The organism is Nocardia higoensis NBRC 100133 (genome assembly GCF_000308595.1).
GTDB lineage: Bacteria > Actinomycetota > Actinomycetes > Mycobacteriales > Mycobacteriaceae > Nocardia > Nocardia higoensis.
Genome location: NZ_BAGA01000079.1, coordinates 18,721 through 33,449, shown reverse-complemented (window position 1 = coordinate 33,449; position 14,729 = coordinate 18,721). Strand labels below are relative to the sequence as shown.

The following is a 14,729-nucleotide window of genomic DNA, read 5'->3' as shown; positions in this document are numbered from 1 at the left end:
GTCGACCGTCCGACCGGCGGCCCGGGGCGGAAGTGAGAGGATCGGGACATGCAAGGCTCCTCGCCGCACTCCGGCGCGTCCGACCGGCCTCCGGTGATCGAGACCCTGGCCCAGTCACGGCTGCGTGAGCTGCTCACCGAGGTGCAGGACCGGATCACCGAGATCGTCGGTGTCCGCGACCAGATGGACCGCCTCATCGAAGCGATGCTCGTGGTCACCTCCGGCCTGGATCTCGACAACACCCTGCGCACCATCGTGCACACCGCCATCGAACTCGTCGACGCCAAATACGGTGCGCTCGGCGTGCGCGAAAGCGATCCCGAGACCAAGGAACTCGCCGAATTCGTCTACGAGGGCATCGACGACCGCACCAGGGTGCGCATCGGCGACCTCCCCCGCGGACACGGCGTGCTCGGCCTGCTCATCGCCGACCCGCATCCGCTGCGCCTGGCCGACATGTCCACCCACCCGTCCTCGGTCGGCTTCCCTGCCCACCACCCGCCGATGCACACCTTCCTCGGCGTCCCCGTGCAGGTCGGCGGCGAAGTGTTCGGCAACCTGTATCTGACCGAGAAGTCCGGCGGTCAGGAGTTCACCGAGGACGACGAAGTGGTCGTCCAAGCGCTCGCCGCCGCCGCGGGTATCGCGATCGCCAATGCCCGCCTCTACGAGGAATCCCGCATCCGGCAGCTGTGGCTGGAAGCCACCCAGGAAGTCGCCACCGAACTGCTCGCGGGCGGCGAACCCCGCGAGGTGTTCACCGTCATCACCGAACGCGCCCTCACCCTGACCCGTTCGGCCTGCGCGTTCCTCGCCCTGCCCGAAGACCCCGACGTACCCGCCGAGGAAGTCACCGAACTCGTCGTCGTCGCCGCGGCCGGCACCGATGCCGCCTCCCTCACCGGGCGCCGGCTGCCGGTCGACGAAACCCACACCGGCATCGTCTTCCGCGACGGTCGCCCGCTGGCCGTCGAGAACGCCGACGCCCCCTCCTATGCGACCTCCGTCGAATACGGCCCGGTGTTCACGCTGCCGCTGCGCGTCGGCAACTCCGTGGTCGGTCTGCTCACCACCATCCGCGCCCTCGGCATGCCCCCGGTCGACGCCACGGGCCAAGCCATGCTCGGCGCGTTCGCCGACCAGGCCGCCCTGGCTCTGCAGATGGCCTCCACGCAGCGCCGCATGCGCGAACTCGATGTCGTCTCCGAACGTGACCGCATCGCCCGCGACCTGCACGATCACGTCATCCAGCGGCTCTTCGCGGTCGGGCTGTCGCTGCAGAGCACCGTCTCGCGCGCCCGCTCGCCGGAGATCAAATCGCGGCTGATGGACACCGTCAACGACGTTCAGTCCATCGTCCAGGACATCCGGCATTCCATCTTCGACCTGCACTCGAGCACCGCCGCCGAAACCCCCGCGCTGCGAAAACGCCTGCATGCCATCCTCGCCGAGATGACCGAGAACACCGAGCTGCGCACCAGCATGCGCATGTCCGGCCCGGTGTCGGTGCTCGCGCCGTCGATGTTCGACGACGTGGAGGCCGTGCTGCGCGAAGCGGTAAGCAATGTCGTCCGTCACGCCGAGGCCACCGCGCTGTCGGTGCGCCTGACCATCCGCGACGACGTCGAACTCGAGATCGTCGACAACGGCGTCGGCCTTCCCGACCACCTCGAGCGCCACAGCGGTCTGGCCAATATGGCCGCACGCACCGAGAAGGCCGGCGGCAAGTTCAGTGCCGAACGGGGCCCCGGCGGCGGGACCGTCATCCACTGGTCGGTGCCGCTGCCCTGATCAACGCGCCCTGATCACACTGTCACGGCCGGTCACGCACCGCGCGTGGCCAGGCGTGACAACCGCGGCGTCCGCCCCGCGACCAGTTCGACCCCGTTGACCAGCGTCGGCTCGATCGCCACCACCTCGTCGGCGGCACTGTCCACCCACGGCCGCAACCGCCGCCGATATTCCTCGAGCAGTCCCGGATCGGTGACCGGCCGCGCGGCCCCGGTGATCACCACCGACCAGCCCAGCCTGCGCACCGCATCGATGTCGTCGGCCTCGTAGGCCACCACCACCGACCGCGCCGACCGCACCGAATTCGACAACCCGGTGCTCAGACCCGTGCGCACGATGACCAGATCCCGGTCGACCAGATGGTTGACCGGCCGCACCGCGGGTAGGGCATTGCGGGTGAACACGATGCGCCCGAACGGCACACTCGCCAGCAACCGCATGGCCTCGTCGCGACCGAGATCGACAGTGCTGCGTGGCGCCTGCGCGAGTTCGGACTCGTACTCGGGCTGACTCATGGATCTGCCCCGCTTTCTGCCGTCTCCTGATCGCTGCGGATTCCATGGCACCATCCGCGACCGCGCACGGCACAGTGCCGAAGGTCATCACCTCCGGCACCCCGTGACACCGTGGTCAGGGTACGAAACGCAGCCGCAGCATCATGTCGTGATCCTCGTGATCGAGGATGTGGCAGTGCCACACATAACCGCGCAGATCCTTGCTGTGGTCCACCCCGTTGTGCACCTCGTGCCGACCGCCGGCGCCCGACCCGTGTCCACCGCCGGCCGCCGGATTCAGCGGCGTGAACGACGCGTCCGGATCGAACCCCAGCTCGTCGGCCGTCGGGATGCGCACCAGAATGCGGGTGACCGTGCCACCGTCGACCCGCACCACGTCCTTCCACCCCTGCTCCCACGGCGCCGCCGGCACCGGCGGCCCCGCCAGGAAACCCTCCGCCGACGGATTCCACCGGATACCGATCGGCGGCTGAATATTCGCCGCCTGATAGTCCAGCGTGCGCAACGGCGTGCGATCCAGCACCCGGAACGTCACCAGATGAATATGGATCGGATGCGGATCGGGCGTGACGTTGATGAAATTCCACTGCTCGACCGTGCCCTGCCGCGGCATCTCGATATCCGGATCGGAATAGCGCAGATTGTTCAACGTCATGATCGACGGCGGCAACCGCAACTCATACGGCTGACTCAAGGTGATATTGCGAACCACCGTCGGCGTCTGCGGTCCCGGCAACACCGCAAGCTGCCTGCGTTCCCCACGCAACCGCTCCGGCACCGCCCCGGTGAACCCACGCCGCTCCTCGGCGGTGAACCGGCAGAACACCGGCATCGCCACCTGCCCGATCATCCGCGCCTGGAACACCGGCTCCTCGTCGTTGCACAACTCGACGCTCTCCCCCGGCGCCAGCCCGGAGAAGTCGACCAGCAGATCGATCCGCTCCCCCGCCGCCAGCCGGAAATTCTGCACCGGCACCGGCGCATCCAGCAGCCCGTGCTCGTTGCCGATCACCCAGAACCGCATCCGATTGCTGAAGAACAGATTCCACGTACTGAACTGCGCGGCATTGATCGTCCGGAACCGGTAGAGCCCCCGCGCGACCGACATCCGCGGCCACACCTTCCCGTTCACCACACCGGTGTCCCCCGCGCCGCCACCCTCCCACAGCCCTTCCGGGACAACGAGAGTGGTGCGCACGGTCTGCTGCCCGTCGGGCCGGAAAACCTTCTCCTGCAACACCAACGGCATCTCGAACTCCCCCGAGGGCAGCCCGAGCGTATTGTCCGACTCCCCCGTGTCGAACTCGTCGCGCAGCAGCATCATCCCCGCCAGCCCCGCATACACATTGGTGCGGGTGATGCCCATCGGATGATCGTGGTACCAGAGCATCCCCGCGTCCTGCCGCAACGGATAGTTGTGCTCGATGCTCTGCCCCGGCATCACCATGTTCTCCGGATGTCCGTCGCTGTCCGGCGGCGTCACACCGCCGTGCAGATGCAGCGACGTCGGCGGCGCGCTCCGCCAGCTCTCCTGCACCCCGTGAATGGTCGTATCCAGATCCGCCGCGAACGGATGTGAGCCGATCTTGTTGCTGAACCGCACATGCAACGGCTCGTCGCGATGATGCTCGATCGTCGGCCCCAGGTAGGACTGCCCGCTGTACCCGAATGCCTGCGACTCCGGCAGATCCCGATGGAACCTGTGCGTTGTCGTCGACGCGTCGATGTCCAGCCGCGCCCCTCGTACCACCGGAATCCGGGGCAGCTCGTCGACGAACTTCTCCACCTCCGGCGAATGGAACAGCAGCGGACTCTGCACCTCGATCGGCTCCGCCCCCGCCTTCCCCGCGAATCCCCCCAACGCCCCGGCGGCAGCGGCAATGCCCGCCCCGCGCAACACATTCCGGCGCCTGATCCGCCTGCTCATCCCTGTCGCCCTCCGTACCCCGGCGCCTGTGCCGGAGGGCTGACCATACCATTGAGTATGGTGGCGCCGGTCGATCCGATCGTGCTCGCCGCAGCATTTCGCGCACTGCGATCGGGGCTCTGCCACCTGTCTTCTCGATACCGGGCATGCGGACAAGGGCCCCGCACCCGCGCACGCCTCGTCGGCCGGGTCGTGTTCGCTCCGCGGACAGCCCGAGGTGATAGCTCCTCGAGCGGCGAGCACCCCGAGCGCAACCGGATGGAACAGAATCGACGGCATTCCCGTAACCTCGTCGCACACCTGTCCGTACAACCGCATCGGAGCTCACGTGACCGCGCCGGCCGCACCGTCGTCCCCCGTCGCCAACGACACAGTCGTGTCCGCCGACGGCGTCCGGGTGGGATTCCACCTCGCGGGGGCGGGCACGCCGATCGTGATCGTCCACGGCAGTATCTCCACCGGCGAGGCATGGCTGCCGGTGGCAGGACAGCTCGCCGCCGACCACTCCGTCTACGTCCTCGACCGGCGGGGACGCGGGCTCAGCGGCGACTCCGGCACCTACACACTCGGCACGGAAGCCACCGACATCACCGCGCTGCTCGATCGCGCCGCCGACGACACCGGCGCCGCACCGGTCCTCGTCGGACATTCCTTCGGCGCCATCTGCTGCCTCGAGGCCGTCCGGCTCGGCGCCGACATCGCGTCGCTGGTGCTGTACGAGCCGCCCCTTCCGGTCGACGCGCCGGTCGCAGGCGAACAGCTCGCCGAGTATGCCGAGGCCGTCGCGGCGGGCGACCACGATGCGGCCATGCGGATCGCGGCGAAGCATTTCCTACGCATCTCGGACGAGGAGACCGACATGCTCGCGGCCTCGCCGATGTGGGATCGGTATCTGGCCCTCGTCCCCACGTGGACGCGTGAACTGGCCGAGATCGATGCGAGCGTCGCCGTGTTGCCCCAGTACGGCGCGTTGCCGGTGCGCACCCACCTCCTGGTCGGCGAACGCAGCCCCGCGCATCTGACCGGCGCGACCGCGTACTTGGAGGCGACGCTGCCCGAGGTCACCACGACCGTCCTGCGCGGACAGAGTCACTTCGCGCACTCACTCGATCCGGCAGGGGTCGCGAACGCCATCCGCGCCTTCATCGCGGAGAAGACCGACTGAACTGGTGGGCGAGGACAGCGAACTCGTCACAGTCTTGCTCGCATGGCGGGTCTGTCCTGCTCGATCGCGGATCGGTTTGCAGGAGATGGGGTCGGGTACCGCGCTGGTGCGGACCCCGCCGTAGGTGGGCGTCGGCGCTGAGCGGGTGCCGGCCGCGGCGGCCGAGAGCGGGCGGGTACCGGGTAGCCCGACGGAGAGGATCTGACCTCGAGCGATCTTTCTCGCCGTGACCTGCTCAGGACATCGGCAGCCATCGGCGTCGGAGCGGTTGTCGTCTCGGGCCTCACAGCCGCAGACACGCCGGATATCGCGGCGGCGAGCGCCCGGGGAATCGAGCCCGCGGGTCACCCGGCGAAAGGCCCGGCATGCCCGCCCGCGACTCTGACGGGCACTGTCGTCCGCCCCGACGACACGGCGTACCCGGACGCGCGACTCGGCTGGGACCAGCTCTTTTCGCACTACCCGCTGGTCATCGTCTTCGCGCAGGAGACCCAGGACGTGGTCAACGCCCTCACGTGGGCCCGGCAGCACGACATCGCGCTGCGGGTGCGCAGCGGCCGCCACGCCCTCGAAGGCTGGTCGAACCTCGACAACGGCGGCGAAGTACGACCCCCACAACGTCTTCCGGTACGAGCAGAGCATCCCACCCGCGTAGCACTGATCGACAGTTCGCCGCCGCTCCCGCCCCCGAGGGAAGGCCCGGAGTGGTCCGCCACGATCCCTCGGATCGGCCCGAAGCCCGGGCCGACCCGAGGTCGAGTACTCAGCGCCTGGTCTCGTACCTGGTCAGGACCACGCCGTCCGGGAACGTCCGGGTCTCCACCAGGGTCAGGTTCACCCAGTTGTCCAGGGCCGCGAAGAACGGCGTGCCGCCTACCAGGACCGGATGGGTGACGATCGCGTACTCGTCGATCAACCCGGCCCGCATGGCCGCTGCGGCGAGAGCAGCTCGTCGTTCGGCTCACTCCAGCCGAGGTCGTCGCCGGGCGCGGCGATGTAGCCGTCCAGGCTCAGGTTCATGCCGAACGTCAGTTTCCGCATAGTGTCTGCCTTCCGTGGGTCGGTCCTCGATGTACGGACCGGCACGACGCGGAAAAAACATCGGTCAGCACCGCGGGCGGTTCCGAACACCCCACAGTGCGATAATTCTTCATGCGACATCGTCGTCGTCGCTACTCACGAGCTGCTGGTCACCGACAGTGTGGCGTGAGGTGATGCAGCGGTGCCGATGCGGGTGCGGTCACCCGCGCCTCGGCCGGCCGGTGCGATCGTCCGGCTGAGCGGCGACGAGCCGCTGGAAGACCTGCTCATTCGCACGTGGAACGGCGGTCCGATCGATGGATGAGCTATGACGATCTCAGGGCACGATGAGGCCCTGCTGATGGCTGTTGTCCGGGATCTCGTGGCCGAGCGGCACACCGTCGACCGCGCCGCGCGCGCGATGCTCGACAGCCGGTTGGATCACGATCTCGGGCTGGACAGCCTCGGCATCACCGAGTTGCTCGCCCGTGCCGAGGACGCGTTCGGGGTGAGCCTGGAACGCGGCGTTCTCGGCACCGTGACGACGCCACGTGACCTTCTGACCGCCGTCCACTGCGCGCCCCCGCGGACCCGTCAGAAGTCGATGCCTGTACGGCGCGCCGCGCCACCGCGGATCGACCGGACCCCGGAGGCAACCGCCACCCTCGTCGAGGCGCTGTCCTGGCATGCCCGCACCCACCCCCATCGCACGCACCTGCGGATACTGTCCGGGGGGACGAAGGACGGGGGGCAGGACGAGATCAGCTACGGCGAGGTGCGGTCCGCCGCCGCGACGGTGTCTGCCGCCTTGCTCGCTCGCGACCTCCGCCCCGGCGACAGGGTAGCCATCATGCTGCCCACGGGCCGGGCCTACTTCACCACCTTCCTCGGTGTGCTCCTGGCCGGCGGCGTCCCGGTACCGGTCTACCCGCCGTCACGTCCGTCGCAGCTCGCCGAGCACCTGCGACGTCAGGTGCATATCCTCGGCAACGCACAGGCCCGCGTGCTGGTCACCGACCCGGAGGCCGCGCGCCTGGCCCGGCTGGTACGCGGCCAGGTGGAGTCGGTGCGCCACGTCCTGACCCCGGAGGAACTGGCCGGTTACGGGGAAGCGGAAGGCTCGGTCCGTGGGGCAGGCGACATCGCTCTGTTGCAGTACACATCCGGCAGCACCGGCGACCCGAAGGGCGTGACCCTGACCCACGCGAACCTGCTGTCCAATATCCGGGCAATGGGCATGGCAGCCGAGGTCTCCACCTCGGACGTGTTCGTCAGCTGGCTTCCCCTTTACCATGACATGGGTCTGATCGGAGCCTGGTTGTCCAGCCTGTACTTCGGGGTGCCGCTGGCCGTGATGTCGCCGTTGGACTTCCTGGCACGGCCAGCGCAGTGGCTCTGGGCCATCCACGCCCACCACGGCACGCTGTCCGCAGCCCCGAACTTCGCCTACGAGCTGTGTCTGCGCAAGATCGCCGACACCGAACTCGACGGGCTCGACCTCGGGTCGCTGCGGATGGTCTTCAATGGCGCCGAACCGGTGAGCGCGGACACCGTGACCAGGTTCGCCGAGCGATTCGCCGCCTATGGGCTGCGGCGCGAGGCCCAGGCCCCGGTCTACGGACTGGCCGAGGCGTGCGTGGGCCTCACGCTCCCGCCTGTCGGCCGCGGGCCGATCGTGGACCGAGTCGACCGCAACCGTTTCCTGCGCACCGGCAGGGCGGCCCCGGCCGCTGATGACGACCCGGATCCGCTGCGCTTCGTCGGCTGTGGCCGGCCGATCCCCGATCACCGGATCCGCCTGGTCGACTCGGCGGGAAACGAGCTCGGCGACCGGCGCGAGGGCCGGATCGAGTTCCGCGGCCCTTCGGCCACCGCAGGATATTTCCGCAACCCGCGGGCCACCAAGGCGCTGTTGCGGCACGGCTGGCTCGACACCGGTGATCTCGGTTATCTCGACGGTGGAGAGCTCTATGTGACCGGCCGGATCAAGGACCTCATCATCCGGGCAGGCCGCAATCTGCACCCGGAGGAGCTCGAACTGGCCGTGGGCGACATCCCGGAAATACGGAAGGGATGTGTCGCCGTTTTCGCCACATCCGAGCACGCCGGCGGCACCGAGCGGCTGGTGGTGTTCGCCGAGACGCGCCAGACCGCGGCTGCCCCGCTCGACCGATTGCGGGAACACATCATCGGGGTCAGTGTCGACCTGCTCGGAACACCACCGGATGACATCGTGCTCGCGCCACCGGGGACGGTGCCGAAGACCTCCAGCGGCAAGCTCCGGCGCGCAGCCACCCGGGAACGCTACGAGAAGGGCGATGTGCGGGCTCGCGCACGGCCGGTGTGGTGGCAGCTGGCCCGGTTCGCAGCGAAGGGCGCGATCCCCGGCCTGCGACGCGCGAGGCGGCTCACCGCAACCGGGGCATTCGCCCTGTGGTGCTGGTCGGTTCTCGTCGCGGTGGGTTTGCCGACGCTGATGGTCGTGGCGGTGGTGCCCGGTCTCGGCGCACGGCGGGCCGTCGTGCGTGCGGCCGCCCGCAGCCTCGCCCGGCTCACCGGCACCCCCGTCACCGTGGATCGAGCCGAGCGCCTCGCGCGGCTGACGACCTGCGTCGTGGTCGCCAATCACGCCAGCCTCCTCGACGGCATCGCGTTGTGCACAATCCTGCCCGGCCGCTACACCTTCGTGGCCGGTGAAGTATTCGAGCGAAAGCCGTTGATCGGCTTCGTGTTGCGGCGGATCGGTACCCGATTCGTCGAGCGGGTCGAACGCGAACACAGCGTGGCCGACACCCGTCACCTGATGGAAGTGGCACTGCGGGGCGAAGGCCTGGTGGTGTTCCCGGAGGGCAGCCTCTCGCCGGTGCCGGGTGTGCGGCCGTTCCACATGGGTGCGTTCGTGATCGCCGCGAGAGCGGGCATCCCGGTCGCGCCGGTCGCGATCTCGGGCACCCGCGCGATCATGTGGCCCGACCACGGCACGATCATCCGCCGCGGAGCCATCCACCTCGTCGTCGGCGAAGCGATCCTCCCGGCCGGAGACGGGTGGGATGCCGCCATCGGGCTCGAACGCGGAGCACGCGCCGCGATTGTCGGACATTGCGGGGAACCCGACAACAGCCGGTGATGCGAAGTCGAGTGTCCCGTTGGACGATCTTCCTCCGGATCCAGCTCGGTTCCGCTGCGAGTATCGGGCACATGACGAGGACCCTTGTGGCGAGGCCCCTGGTCCTCTGTCCTGGACTCGGCGGGACCAACGGCTCTCGACCCGGCGGCGATCGGACCTGCCGACACGAAGCATCGAAGGCCACGATGGGTTCACGAGGAGGTCTGCGATGTTGCTCGACGATCGCCGTGACGCCGGACATCGGCTGGCGGGGCGGCTGGAGTATCTCCGGGGCGAGGATGGCATCGCCACGGGCGCGCCCGCGGGCGACGACCGGACCGGCTCGATGCCGGGAACACGGTCATGACATCGATGCGAGTTCTGTCCGGCGGCGCCAACCCGCCGCTCGCCGCCGCTGTCGCCGACCTGCTCGACGCCGGGCCGGCCGACTGCGTGATCGACCGCTTTCCCGACGGTGAAGTGCGGCCGATCGTCGACCGTGTCTGCGGCAACGACGTATACGTAGTGCAGCCGACATCGCCGCCGGTCGGCGACCACCTCGTCGAGCTCCTGCTGTTGCTCGATGCGTGCCGCCGATCCCGCGCCGCCCGGGTGACCGCGGTCGTCCCGTATTTCGGGTACGCGCGCCAAGATCGCCGCACGCGCTCTGGGCAGGCACTGGGAGTCAGGGTTGCCGCCGACGCGATCGCCAACGCGGGTGCCGATCGGCTCGTGGTCGTCGACCCGCACACGCCCAGCCTGGAAGCGGTCTGTTCGATACCGGTGGAGACGCTGACCGCGGTTCCGCTGCTGTCGAGCAGAATTTCCTCAGCACGATCCGAGCTCACCGTTGTCATCGCACCCGACCTGGGTGCGGCGAAGCTAGCCGAGCAGCACGCGGCTGCTATACCGGGTTCGGTTGCGCTTGTGCGCAAGTTCCGTGAGAGTGGCACGACCGTCACCGCCGTGCAGGTCCTCGGTGATATCGGCGGTCGTCAGGCGGTGGTGGTCGACGACATGATCTCCACCGGCGCCACCATCGAGGCCGCGGTGCGACTGCTGCATCACCATGCCGGCGACATCGTCGTGGCCGCCACGCACGGGCCCCTGACGCCCGACGCGACGATGCGCCTCCGTGGCCTCGGCCTACGTCGCGTCGTGGTGACCGACACTGTCGCACATCAGGACGCGGCCGCGCCGATCGAAGTCTGCTCGATCGCCCCGCTGCTCGCCGAAACCATCGCCCGCCTCCACAACGATGAGCCGCTGCACGAGCCGCTCACCCACGCCTGACGGCGGCCGGAGACCGGGACATCCCGGACGTCGGGTGCGAGGCGCTGATTCGACTCGAACTCCCGGGCGCACGCCGGCTCCCGGTTCTCCGGCGTGCCGAAGTCGAGGAAGTCGGTGCCGACCGCCGGGAGGCTGTCGCGCCGCTCCCCCCGCGGGTCGTTTGTTCCAGCGGCCGAGGACCTCGCCCCGTGAAGTGCTGTGGTGTCTGCTGCCGGTGTCGTCAGAGTCTGCCGGTGTCGTCAGCCGCGGGTCGGGCGTCGGTGGCGTCGGGGCCGGTGACCGGTTCGCGGATCACGTTGGTGATGAGTTCGCCGAAGGTGTGGGGGTCGTGCATGAGCCAGGTGTGCCCGCCGGGCACGGTGATGGTTTGCGGGTCACCCAGGGCGGTCTGCAGCGACAACGAGGTGGACTCGGGGATGACCGTGTCTCGCTTGCTCCACACTATGAAAATGGGGAGCCGGCGTTCGGCGAGCGCAGCGAGTTCGTCGGCCAGGTTGGCGGTTCGGGCGAGGTGGGCGACTTCCCACACCGCGGTCGGGTTCCGCAGTAGGTTCGGCACCGCATCGCGCAGGATCACCGGCAGGACCCGGGTCAGCTGGCGGCGGGGCAGCAGGTCGGCCTGCAGGTGCAGGCCCCAGTCCCACAGCGGGCGTTCGCGCAGCGCGCGTACCGCTCCACGGCCGTCGGTCCACGCCGAGCCGCCGATGGAGTTCACGAGTACGAGCCGCTCGGCGAGGTCGGGTAGGTCGTGAGCGGTTTTGATCGCGACGCCGCCGCCGAAGGAATGCCCGACCACGGTCACCGGTAGGGGTAGACCGATCGCGTCGGCGAAGTGGCCGACCCACCGGGCGTATCCGGCGAGGGTTCGGTGCTCGACCGGCAGGCCGGCAGTGCCGCCGAACCCGGGAAGCGCCGGGACGTACACGCACATTCCCATTCGGATGAGCTGTTCGAGCGGGCGGGCATAGGCCGGCCCGCCCAGTCCCCACCCGTGCAGGAAGAGCACGTTGGGACCGAACCCGCCGACCGCGTAGCGGGCGGTGCGGCCCTCGACCGGAATCGACCGCCACCGCAGTCGCGTGGAACGGTGCTGTGGTGACCGTTTCGCGTTCGTACCTTCCTCCGTCATGGTCGGTCCGACGTGTGCGCTGTGGCCGCGGCGCTCGCTGCCCCGTGGCGTATCGGTGTCGACACGGGCGGGGTCGTCGGCGACGTCTGGGTGGTGCGGGTCAGGGCCGTGGAGGCGGTGGTTTCGCGGGCGAAGAAGGCGCCGACGTCACCGATCGCGCTCATCAGTGGTGCCGGGAACACGACGGTGGTGTTCTTGTCGACGCCCAGTTCGAGGAGGGTCTGCAGGTTGCGTAGTTGCAGGGCCAGCGGGTGGGCCATCATGGTGTCGGAGGCATCACCGAGGGCCGCGGCAGCCATGGACTCGCCTTCGGCGGCAATGATCTTGGCCCGCTTCTCCCGTTCGGCTTCGGCCTGGCGAGCCATCGCTCGTTTCATGGTTTCGGGCAGTTGAATGTCCTTCAACTCGACCAGCGTGACTTCCACACCCCATTCGAGGGTGGTCGTGTCGAGGATCTGCCGGATATCGGCATTGATCGTGTCGGTCTCGGCCAGAGCTTGGTCGAGAGTGTGCTGCCCGACGACTTTACGGAGCGTGGTTTGCGCGATCTGGTCGATCGCGGCGTAGACGTTTTCGATCGCTACGACCGATTTCTCGGCGTCGACGACGCGAAAGTAGGCAACGGCGGAGATATCGACGCTGACATTGTCGCGGGTAATGATGCCTTGAGATTGAATCGGCATGGTGATAATACGCATCGACACCTTCCGCAGCTGATCGATCACCGGAATGATGAACCGCAGCCCGGGCTCCCTGACCGCGATCACCCGCCCGAGACGGAACAACACTCCCTTCTCGTACTGGGTCACCACCCGAATCGACAGCCACCCCACGATCAGTGCCACGATGAGCACTACGACAACAATCACGAGTGCATCCACAACTTCTCCCTATCGACTCGAATCCGGGTCGGCATCTGAAAACGGGGTGGTTGACGGAGTTGCCGACAAATGCCGGGCACAGCGACCACCAGCGGGCCGCTCGACGCGCATACCCGCGATAATCGCGGCTCACCAACGTCCAGAATGCGGCCCCGTACACCGATTCCACAGTGCCGAACGGCACCACCCGCCGGGTACTTCGGCGGTGCAGAATTTCGGCATTCGTATTCTGCGGCGCCCGCGGTCCGGACCGCAGCGCGCTTTACCACCGGTACGACGGGCATTACGTCCGATCACACCGTCGGTCGCACAGCCGGGCACGAGGCCAGGGACCAACGGCACTCGCCCCGGCGACGATCGGACCTGTTGTCGATGCGGTGCCATCGACCAACCTGACAAGAACACGCGTCAGGAGGCATTCGATGTTCGCTGATCGCAGTGATGCCGGCCGCCGGTTGGCGGCGCAGTTACGGCCGTTCCGCGGCCGGGACGTGGTCGTGCTCGGACTGCCCCGCGGTGGTGTGCCGGTCGCGTTCGAGGTGGCGCGGGCGCTGGAGGCGCCGCTGGATGTGATCGTGGTGCGCAAACTCGGTGTGCCGCACCAGCCGGAGCTGGCGTTCGGCGCGATCGGTGAGGACGACGTACGGGTGATCAACAGTATCGTCGTGGAGCGAGCCGGGCTCACCGACGAGGCGATGGCCACGGTGCAACGCCGCCAGCGCGAGGAGCTTACGCGGCGGGTCGACCGGTTCCGGGGCATTCGGCCACGGATTTCGCTCGCCGGCCGCACCGCGGTGATCGTCGACGACGGCATCGCCACCGGCGCCACCGCCCGTGCCGCCTGCCAGGTCGCGCGGGCGCACGGCGCGGCGCGGGTCGTGCTGGCCGTTCCAGTCGGGGCGCGAGAGACGCTCGCGGCATTGGCGAAGAGCGCCGACGAGGTGATCTGCCTGGACACGCCGGAGCAATTCTTCGCGGTCGGCCAGTGGTATGAGAATTTCGAGCAGACCACCGACGACGAGGTGGCCGACCTGCTGCAGCGCGCCGCGGCCGGGATGGCGGCGAAGCAAGCAGCGGCCGGAGATCCGCCGCTACGTGATGACGACGTGCGGGTGGTCGCGGCGGGCGTCGAACTCGCGGGGCATCTCACCATCCCGGAGGATCCGATCGGTGTGGTGGTGTTCGCCCACGGCAGCGGGAGTAGCCGGCACAGCCCCCGCAATCGTTACGTCGCCACGGTCCTGGAGCGAGCAGGATTGGGCACCTTGCTGTTCGATCTGCTCACTCCCGAGGAAGAACTGCACCGCGCCAATGTCTTCGACATCGGCCTGTTGTCACAGCGGCTGGTCGACGTCACCGGGTGGCTGACCCATCAGGACCAGGTCGCGGGCCTGCGCATCGGATACTTCGGGGCCAGCACCGGCGCCGCGGCGGCCCTGCAGGCCGCCGCCGACCCGCGGGTGCGGATCGCCGCGGTGGTCTCACGCGGCGGCCGACCCGATCTGGCTGGTGACGCACTGGCACATGTCCAGGCGCCGACACTGCTCATCGTCGGCGGTCACGACCATCTCGTCCTGGAACTCAACCGCCAGGCCGCCAAGGCGCTGTCGTGTGAAACCGCGCTGGCGGTGGTGCCGGGTGCGACGCATCTGTTCGAGGAACCGGGCGCCCTGCAGAAGGCGGCCGAACTCGCCCGCGACTGGTTCGTCGACCAACTCACACTCGTGAGGAACGGCGAAAGGCCCTGACCTCGCTGCGTATCCTGCCCGTCAGCGGCGACCCGGTCACGCTGCCGCCGTCGCCGATCGTCCAGGTGCCGTCTCATCAGGACTTTCGTTCGGTGTGGGCTGGACCCCTTCGCAGCCGCGGCTACGTCGCGGTCGCAGAACACGACGAACCGCC

At 68.6% G+C, this 14,729-nt stretch carries 11 protein-coding genes and 1 pseudogene; 7 read left to right on the top strand and 5 right to left on the bottom strand.

The genetic code is table 11. The features are described from left to right. Window positions 1-48: 48 nt before the first annotated feature. Window positions 49-1,791, top strand: a complete 1,743-nt coding sequence (locus ON26_RS14060) for a sensor histidine kinase (RefSeq protein WP_040796567.1) — start codon at window positions 49-51, stop codon at window positions 1,789-1,791. A 32-nt stretch (window positions 1,792-1,823) separates the two neighbouring features. Here ON26_RS14060 and ON26_RS14055 read toward each other — a convergent pair whose 3' ends face one another. Next, window positions 1,824-2,306, bottom strand: coding sequence for a pyridoxamine 5'-phosphate oxidase family protein (locus tag ON26_RS14055; protein WP_040796566.1), 483 nt, complete (start codon window positions 2,304-2,306; stop codon window positions 1,824-1,826). 115 nt (window positions 2,307-2,421) lie between these two features. Next, a complete protein-coding gene (locus ON26_RS14050) occupies window positions 2,422-4,233 on the bottom strand; it encodes a multicopper oxidase family protein (RefSeq protein WP_040796565.1) in 1,812 nt (603 codons plus the stop codon). 328 nt (window positions 4,234-4,561) lie between these two features. On the opposite strand from ON26_RS14050, the gene ON26_RS14045 reads away from it, so the two are divergent. Continuing rightward, window positions 4,562-5,398: an alpha/beta fold hydrolase gene (locus tag ON26_RS14045; protein WP_051027062.1), complete on the top strand. Its 837-nt coding sequence runs from the start codon at window positions 4,562-4,564 to the stop codon at window positions 5,396-5,398. A gap of 391 nt (window positions 5,399-5,789) precedes the next feature. Continuing rightward, window positions 5,790-6,053, top strand: coding sequence for a BBE domain-containing protein (locus ON26_RS35075; RefSeq protein ID WP_373280941.1), 264 nt, complete (start codon window positions 5,790-5,792; stop codon window positions 6,051-6,053). Window positions 6,054-6,161: 108 nt separating this feature from the next. On the opposite strand, the pseudogene ON26_RS32295 reads toward ON26_RS35075, so the two are convergent. Continuing rightward, window positions 6,162-6,439, bottom strand: a pseudogene (locus tag ON26_RS32295) (dihydrofolate reductase family protein). Between the two features lie 307 nt (window positions 6,440-6,746). On the opposite strand from ON26_RS32295, the gene ON26_RS14035 reads away from it, so the two are divergent. From ON26_RS14035 to ON26_RS14030, 3 genes are all read left to right on the top strand, one after another. Beyond that, window positions 6,747-9,545 (top strand): AMP-binding protein, encoded by a 2,799-nt coding sequence (locus ON26_RS14035; RefSeq protein ID WP_040796564.1) that lies wholly within the window; start codon window positions 6,747-6,749, stop codon window positions 9,543-9,545. A gap of 208 nt (window positions 9,546-9,753) precedes the next feature. Next, a complete protein-coding gene (locus ON26_RS33370) occupies window positions 9,754-9,891 on the top strand; it encodes a hypothetical protein (RefSeq protein ID WP_157171895.1) in 138 nt (45 codons plus the stop codon). Beyond that, window positions 9,888-10,817 carry a ribose-phosphate diphosphokinase gene (locus tag ON26_RS14030; protein ID WP_051027061.1) on the top strand — a complete coding sequence of 310 codons (930 nt, stop codon included), beginning with the start codon at window positions 9,888-9,890 and terminating at the stop codon, window positions 10,815-10,817. The genes ON26_RS33370 and ON26_RS14030 overlap by 4 nt, the downstream gene beginning before the upstream one ends. 220 nt (window positions 10,818-11,037) lie before the next feature. Here ON26_RS14030 and ON26_RS14025 read toward each other — a convergent pair whose 3' ends face one another. Next, window positions 11,038-11,946, bottom strand: coding sequence for an alpha/beta fold hydrolase (locus tag ON26_RS14025; protein ID WP_051027060.1), 909 nt, complete (start codon window positions 11,944-11,946; stop codon window positions 11,038-11,040). Continuing rightward, the gene (locus ON26_RS14020; protein ID WP_040796563.1) at window positions 11,943-12,827 is read right to left on the bottom strand and encodes a slipin family protein; all 885 of its coding nucleotides are present in this window, start codon (window positions 12,825-12,827) and stop codon (window positions 11,943-11,945) included. The genes ON26_RS14025 and ON26_RS14020 overlap by 4 nt, the downstream gene beginning before the upstream one ends. 422 nt (window positions 12,828-13,249) lie before the next feature. Here ON26_RS14020 and ON26_RS14015 point away from each other — a divergent pair, with 422 nt between their 5' ends. Beyond that, on the top strand, window positions 13,250-14,575 hold the full coding sequence (locus ON26_RS14015; protein ID WP_040796562.1) for a phosphoribosyltransferase: 1,326 nt from the start codon (window positions 13,250-13,252) through the stop codon (window positions 14,573-14,575). Window positions 14,576-14,729: the final 154 nt, after the last annotated feature.

What these genes read in the sequence shown, in the direction of transcription:
- ON26_RS14060 (WP_040796567.1), top strand. Translation starts at nt 49, where the DNA reads ATGCAAGGCTCCTCGCCGCACTCCGGCGCGTCCGACCGGCCTCCGGTG.
- ON26_RS14055 (WP_040796566.1), bottom strand. Translation starts at nt 2,306, where the DNA reads ATGAGTCAGCCCGAGTACGAGTCCGAACTCGCGCAGGCGCCACGCAGC.
- ON26_RS14050 (WP_040796565.1), bottom strand. Translation starts at nt 4,233, where the DNA reads ATGAGCAGGCGGATCAGGCGCCGGAATGTGTTGCGCGGGGCGGGCATT.
- ON26_RS14035 (WP_040796564.1), top strand. Translation starts at nt 6,747, where the DNA reads ATGACGATCTCAGGGCACGATGAGGCCCTGCTGATGGCTGTTGTCCGG.
- ON26_RS33370 (WP_157171895.1), top strand. Translation starts at nt 9,754, where the DNA reads ATGTTGCTCGACGATCGCCGTGACGCCGGACATCGGCTGGCGGGGCGG.
- ON26_RS14030 (WP_051027061.1), top strand. Translation starts at nt 9,888, where the DNA reads ATGACATCGATGCGAGTTCTGTCCGGCGGCGCCAACCCGCCGCTCGCC.
- ON26_RS14025 (WP_051027060.1), bottom strand. Translation starts at nt 11,946, where the DNA reads ATGACGGAGGAAGGTACGAACGCGAAACGGTCACCACAGCACCGTTCC.
- ON26_RS14015 (WP_040796562.1), top strand. Translation starts at nt 13,250, where the DNA reads ATGTTCGCTGATCGCAGTGATGCCGGCCGCCGGTTGGCGGCGCAGTTA.